This window comes from Crateriforma spongiae (assembly GCF_012290005.1).
In the GTDB taxonomy this organism is placed as follows: domain Bacteria; phylum Planctomycetota; class Planctomycetia; order Pirellulales; family Pirellulaceae; genus Crateriforma; species Crateriforma spongiae.
In genome coordinates this window covers 1-6,164 of record NZ_JAAXMS010000021.1, presented here as the reverse complement: position 1 = coordinate 6,164, position 6,164 = coordinate 1, and the positions used below count along the sequence as shown (strand labels likewise).

Sequence of the window (6,164 nt, the reverse complement as noted above, 5' to 3'; positions counted from 1 at the left end):
GACTGAACTTCGTGCGACCGTGACCCGACATTGATCCGCAATACTCAGAACGACCTGTTGTTCATCGGTGATGCAATCAATGCTCGTGACTTGCGGCAGCTTTATGAGCGCAACATCTCCGCAATCGTTGACCTTGCTGCGAACGAATTGCCTGCCCAACTCGGGCGCGATCTTATCTACTGCCGCTTCCCACTTCACGACGACGGTTCAAACTCCCCTCAACTGATCTGCGCCGCGATTGATTGCTTACGTTCACTATTGCTCAACGGTTTCTCTACCCTTGTTGCGTGTTCTGCTGGCATGAGCCGTTCGCCTGTCATCGCGTCCGCCGCATTGTCACTGACATCTGGATGCTCTCTCGACGATTCGCTCTCCGACCTTGTGCGTGGATCCCCACACGATGTTTCCCCGGCGTTGCTATCATCCGTCGTTTCGATACACACTACAATGATGACCCGCAACGCAACCCCAGATAGCGGATAACCATGCCGTGCACCGGAGCGGCGTCGGCGCGTTTCCTGATGGTTAGTTTTACTCTCGCCGCCCGGTGACGGCTGACGTTCGCCAACTGAATTCGCATGGCTGCTGAACCGGACATACTGGCTGCGATTTTGGCAGAGCATCTTTCAGCGTATCGTGAGATGTCGCATTCCGAACTCGCTGCACGCCTCGAATTACCCCGTCATGAGGATCACCTTGACGTGACCGACGGAGCCACACCCGATGGCACTGCATACACTATTGAGACAAACATCCTTTGGGACGATTGCGAAAAACGGCATATCCGTGTGATGTCCGATCTGTCAACCGGCAATCGCGGTTGCTTGTTTGGGTTCATCCCCATTTTCACGCCAGATGTCGCGGACGGTTTCATCATGTCTCCCGATGGGAAATTCATCGATGAATGATTCCGGAGTATCGCGGCGGTGGCTATACTGTAATTGCCCCAGCGGCGTTCGCTGGTCAACTCAGCCGCTCGGAACCGGCGGCGAACCATGGATTGCACCGGAGTCGGACTTGCGGCTTTGGTTAGCAATGGACAATCAACTCATCCGACCCGGTGAATCCGGCCGTTACACGGGGTCGGCTCTGATCGGCACCAGGCATTGGTTTTCGTGTGCGCGGTCGGCCGTCTTTGATAGTGAATCGAGATCGAATGCGGTGTCATGTTGGGCTTTGTCGCCGAACGCATTGGTCGTGCTCGGTCTTTCGCCGAATCACAATGTTTACTGAACGCAGAGACGATTACCACGTACCGACGCTTTGAATCGATTGATGCCTCAAGCTTTGACTTTGTTTGCGTCGGAACGTCGCGATCTTCAAGCCGGTTCGAGCGTTGTTTGCGCGGTCAATTTGGTGAATGTGCTACGTTGCCTGACTCGACCTGAATTCCACCGCGGTCTCGGGGCCCCCTACGCCGCCGGCCGCTGGATGTCTTCTTTTCGTGTCTGGCCGCCGGCTTCGGAAACCCCGATCCCGCCACGCTTTGGTCGACATCACAATGAAGAAACTCGATGCTTCAGGCCGTGCGACGTTGCCGGCTTGATGCGATGTGTAACAATGCGTTCAACCGAAGCGGGGTTGAGCCGCTTTTGGACGCTTCGCTGACAACGTTTCCACGCCCCCGCTCGGTTAACGCGACCGTTCCCCGACTAAAGCTACGCGTACGTGCTCACAGAATGAACATCAGGATCATCTACGCGACACACGATGATCCAGAGCCCGTCGAACTCACGCTCAAGGCGGAAGACTACTTTGACCCGCTCGACGGTATTGAGGATACCTACTCGACTGCTGGCGTCCCTCGCCACCTAACGCCGGATCAATACACGCCGCATTCACCAACGGAACTTCGCTATCTCGTGGTTATCGAAGACTACCCGAATGGCCGCGACGAAGTGCGAATTCAATATTTGGACGGTCTCAAATCGCATTTGATCCATTCGATCACTCGCGACGGAACGGAAGAACTGATTCACAGCACTGATGTGTCGGACACACACTTCCACGTTTTGCGTACACAGAAACTCGACGGCGAATTTTGGACCGTCGTTCTGAACAGCCTAATGCACCACGAGGACCCCGGTGACATAGTGGATTTCATCGGCCGATACAAATGGAGTGATCTTCGCAAGTTTTGGTTGCCCTACCTCCAGAAAAACAGCGGGGAACAATGACATGCACGGGAGGACGGCTTGCGTGATTTCTGAAGTGGAGAATCTTTCTTCCGTCCCCCGTGATGTCCAACGTTCTGCAATCGAAGAGGTGAAGATTGCGATTCAGTTTGAGAACCGCACTGATTGCAATTGGAATCTTGTCAATTGTGTTCGTCGTTGGTGAACGACAGAGTCGCGATCGGCGGACACGGCAGCGGCTAATCAATGAAATTGCTTCGTTTGGTGGTTCAGACCCAACGATAGATGAGAGCTACGCCGTCTCGTGGATTACTATCGAAGATCGTATCACCGCGCGACTTCCCGACCGGTTTTCCGTGCTTGAATCGCTTTATTGCTCAGATTCAAATGTGTCAGACGCCGACCTTCGCTACCTGGAAAGCGCCCAAGAGATTCTCGTACTTCACTTGGACGGAACGAGGATTACCGACGACGGATTACACCATCTGGCCAAAATTGAAAGCCTGAACGCAATTCGATTCAACGGAACCGCAATATCAGATGCTGGAATAAACTCACTGGCAACTGTCAACTTCAAACTTGGCGTCGATCTCAGCGGCACGCGGGTGACGCAGGCCGGCGTTGATCGCCTAAAAGAGCAACGTCCAGAGATCTACGTGATTCACCGTGACTTGGGCCTCGACGGATACGAGTAGAATGCAGAACCATGGGTTGCAACGGAGGCCGCGAGTTGACGTTTTTGAAATGGTGAGTCGTCCGCGCGGCCCCGCTGAACCCTACCGTTCGCCGACGGAGACGTCAGCCGCTCAACGCACCGGCACACGCGATGATGATGATCAACAAAATGATCGCAGACAGGCAACCACCGCAACTGGATACGCTCGAAACGGAGGCTTCAGCTGAAGCATCCGCTGAGGCGGTAGCGTTACCTCCATGCACGACGTTAACTATCTGTGGCGTTGCACTTGCTCGACGACCTTCTTCTGCTGCTCGCAGAACCGGATCCAATAGTTCACCGCAATGCTTGCACTTCCGCGCACGCAGCGATACCAACTCCGCACAGAACGGACATTCCGCGACATCCGCGATTTCCCCGGCTGTACTAGCCGGACCGACGATCTCGCCGGTCACAGTGGGCGGCGCCAGACTGGCCAATTCATCACGCCGACGTTGCTTTTCTTCCTCCGCGATGATCAATTCTCGGCGGCGTTGTTCCTCCTCTTGCTGCAAGCGCCGCTCCTCTTGCTGCAACCTCTTCTCTTCGGCGGCAATCCTGCGCTCTTCATTCTTTAATTCCCGTTCTGCCTCCTTTTCCGCCTGCTCTTTTGCCAACTTGGCTTCGTACGCTGCGCGTTGCTCTTTTCCCGGCACGCGGAATTTTGCTCGACAATCAGGACAATCATCGACCTCGCCCGCATCGGTTAGCGGCGACGTCAGTCGTACACCGCATTTCGGGCAGTCAAATTTGACCTCGTACTTTCCAAAGATGTTCTTCTTGATTTTCGGCTTTATTACACGCCCCTCACTGAATCGTTTATGCTGCCGCAATGGTAATCTCGACTCAACGGAATTACGACACCCCGTAACCCTTGACACACGCAATCGGCGAACCATGACATGCACGGGAGGACGGCTTGCGGCGTTTGCTCGAATGGATGCTCAACTCTCCGTCCCCCGTGATGTCTGACGTTATCCGACTGAATTTATGCGTAGTCCAATGCAATTCTCACTGGGTGGCTTGTTGCTGTTGACAAGCGTTGTAGCGGCTGCGGTTGCAACACTGTTGGCTTGGCCAAGATGGGGGGCAATAATTGGACCGGCGCTTCTCATGGTTACACTCGTGCTGACGCTCGTATCTTTTTTCTTTCGACGTCGTCGATTTGGCTTGGTCGTATTCGGCGTTTCTTCGTCGATGTTCGTAGCGACCTGTTTGCTTTACCTTTCGTTTGGACCGGCTGCATGGGCGCACGCTCGTTTTCTGTCGCCGAAGATCGCTTTACCCGCGTCGTCATGGACCAAATCGAATGAATTCTGTGCGGATGCTTTCAATCATATCTATCAGCCCATTGCAACAAACGCGATCTTTACGCCAGAGCCCATCCGATCTTTTGCGATGTCATACGTCGCGTGGTGGATGCCTAATGGAACAGAATTCTGCGACTGGGGTGACGGTATCGGTTGGCACCGCAATCCAGTCACCTACACCGTAATCCATTACTAACCCAAACAAGGCGGATAACAATGCGTTGCACCGGAGCACGGCTTGCGAGGTTTTTCGCGATGGAAAGTCAAACGTCCGTGCCCGGTGAACGCTGCCGTTACACGGGGTTGGCTCTGATCGGCATCAGGCTTTGACTTTCGGATGCGCGGTCGGCCGACTTTGATGGTGAATCCAGATCGATTGCGGTGTCATGTTTGGCTTTGTCGCGAAACGCATTGGCCGTGCTCGGTCATTAGCCGCATCGCAATGTCGACTGAACGCAGAGACGATCACCGCGTACCGACGCTTTGAATCGATTGGCAGTTCCAGCCGCCAGGGTGTTTGCGTCGGAACGTCGCGATCTTCAAGCCGGTTCGAGCGTTGCTTGCGCGGTGGATTTGGTGAATGTGCTACGTTGCATGACTCGTTCTGGATTCCACCGCGGTCTCGGGGCACCCTTCGCCGTCGGCCGCTGGATGTCTTCTTTTCGTGTCTGGTCGCCGGCTCCGGCAACCCCGATCCCGCAACGCTTTGGTCGACTTCGACAGAAAGAAACTCGATGCTTCAAGCCGTGCGATGTTGCCGGCCTGATTCGATGTGTAACAATGCGTTCAACCGAAGCGGGGTTGAGCCGTCTTGGACGCTTCGCTGACCACGTTTCCACGCCCCCGCTCGGTTAACGCGACCGTTATGCACCATGACTTGGGCCGCTAATCAAATCTACGCTAGACCATTTCCGGCAGTCGCTGAGGCCCTGTCGTGTGAACCGTTTCTCGCGAATCAAATGTTCCTTATAGACAACCTCGAGGGCATTCGATTTCAGTGGGTACGTGATCGCTTTCTATCTGATGATTTACCCGAATCAGAAAGAACAATTCGCCATGATCTGCCTGAAGGTGGTCTTTTGGCAATCAGTCCGCATCTTGTTGCGAGTGGATACTCTCGCAAAGATCCCCCACCAATAGAATTTGCGGAACTGTTTTTTGAGAACCGTCCATCGAGTACCAGTACACCAATTGCGAAATGGGATCAAGTCGAAACCCACGTTGACGTTGATATATTATTGCCCGACGATTTGGACGTGTCTCAATATCCGATCCAATTACTTCGCTTCCTAAAATCGGTCTCAGTAAAGACAGCGTCACCAATTGTCTACTACTATTCCTTTATGTGGGGAGGCTCGGTGGAAATTGAGATAGGCTGGGCATTTGACGAAACCGACCATGTTTATCAACTCGTAGATGAAGGCAAGGTAATCGACTACACTTATGGTGACAAACGGATTGAAACCGATCGTAGTGCTTTGCAAATGCTCATGGCGCATGTTGATGTGCAACTGCCAACCAGTTTTTTCGCTCTCCACGAGGGCTCGTTTGATTGGAAACGCTATTGGTTGCGTGGCTACGACTAGGGCCAAAAGTGCATAACAATGCGATGCACGCGAAGCCGGACTTGCGAGCGGTTTTAAAATTGATGATCTATCGTTCCGGCTCGGTGATCGCTGACGTTACACGGGTTTGGCTCTGATCGGCATCAAGCTCTGATGTTCGTTTGCGCGGTCGGCCGGCGTTGATGGTGAATTAAGATCGAATGCGGTGTCATGTGTGGCTTTGTTGCCGAACGCATTGGTCGTGCTCGGTCTTTCGCCGCTTCGCAATGTTGACTGAACGCAGAGACGATCACCACGTACCGACGCTTTGAATCGATTGATGCTTCAAGCTGTGGGTCTGTTTGCGTCGGAACGTCGCGATCTTCAAGCCGGTTCGAGCGTTGGTTGCGCGGTCAATTTGGTGAACTTACTACGTTGCCTGACTCGTTCTGGATTCCAC

At 53.7% G+C, this 6,164-nt stretch carries 7 protein-coding genes; 5 read left to right on the top strand and 2 right to left on the bottom strand.

Annotated elements, in window-relative coordinates; genetic code table 11:
• On the bottom strand, nucleotides 1–198 hold a 198-nt coding region (locus HFP54_RS25890; RefSeq protein WP_235952376.1), incomplete at its 3' end, for a hypothetical protein.
• Nucleotides 199–578: 380 nt separating this feature from the next.
• Here HFP54_RS25890 and HFP54_RS24945 point away from each other — a divergent pair.
• The 3 genes from HFP54_RS24945 to HFP54_RS24935 all read left to right on the top strand — a co-directional run bounded on the left by HFP54_RS24945 (nucleotide 579) and on the right by HFP54_RS24935 (nucleotide 2,830).
• Nucleotides 579–908: a hypothetical protein gene (locus HFP54_RS24945; RefSeq protein ID WP_168567274.1), complete on the top strand. Its 330-nt coding sequence runs from the start codon at nucleotides 579–581 to the stop codon at nucleotides 906–908.
• A gap of 771 nt (nucleotides 909–1,679) precedes the next feature.
• The gene (locus HFP54_RS24940; RefSeq protein ID WP_206036402.1) at nucleotides 1,680–2,177 is read left to right on the top strand and encodes a hypothetical protein; all 498 of its coding nucleotides are present in this window, start codon (nucleotides 1,680–1,682) and stop codon (nucleotides 2,175–2,177) included.
• Nucleotides 2,178–2,272: 95 nt separating this feature from the next.
• On the top strand, nucleotides 2,273–2,830 hold the full coding sequence (locus HFP54_RS24935) for a leucine-rich repeat domain-containing protein (protein WP_168567272.1): 558 nt from the start codon (nucleotides 2,273–2,275) through the stop codon (nucleotides 2,828–2,830).
• A gap of 103 nt (nucleotides 2,831–2,933) precedes the next feature.
• Here HFP54_RS24935 and HFP54_RS24930 read toward each other — a convergent pair whose 3' ends face one another.
• Nucleotides 2,934–3,683, bottom strand: coding sequence for a zf-TFIIB domain-containing protein (locus HFP54_RS24930; RefSeq protein WP_168567271.1), 750 nt, complete (start codon nucleotides 3,681–3,683; stop codon nucleotides 2,934–2,936).
• Between the two features lie 169 nt (nucleotides 3,684–3,852).
• Here HFP54_RS24930 and HFP54_RS24925 point away from each other — a divergent pair, with 169 nt between their 5' ends.
• Nucleotides 3,853–4,356 (top strand): hypothetical protein, encoded by a 504-nt coding sequence (locus HFP54_RS24925; RefSeq protein WP_168567270.1) that lies wholly within the window; start codon nucleotides 3,853–3,855, stop codon nucleotides 4,354–4,356.
• Between the two features lie 676 nt (nucleotides 4,357–5,032).
• On the top strand, nucleotides 5,033–5,746 hold the full coding sequence (locus HFP54_RS24920) for a hypothetical protein (protein ID WP_168567269.1): 714 nt from the start codon (nucleotides 5,033–5,035) through the stop codon (nucleotides 5,744–5,746).
• Nucleotides 5,747–6,164 lie beyond the last annotated feature (418 nt).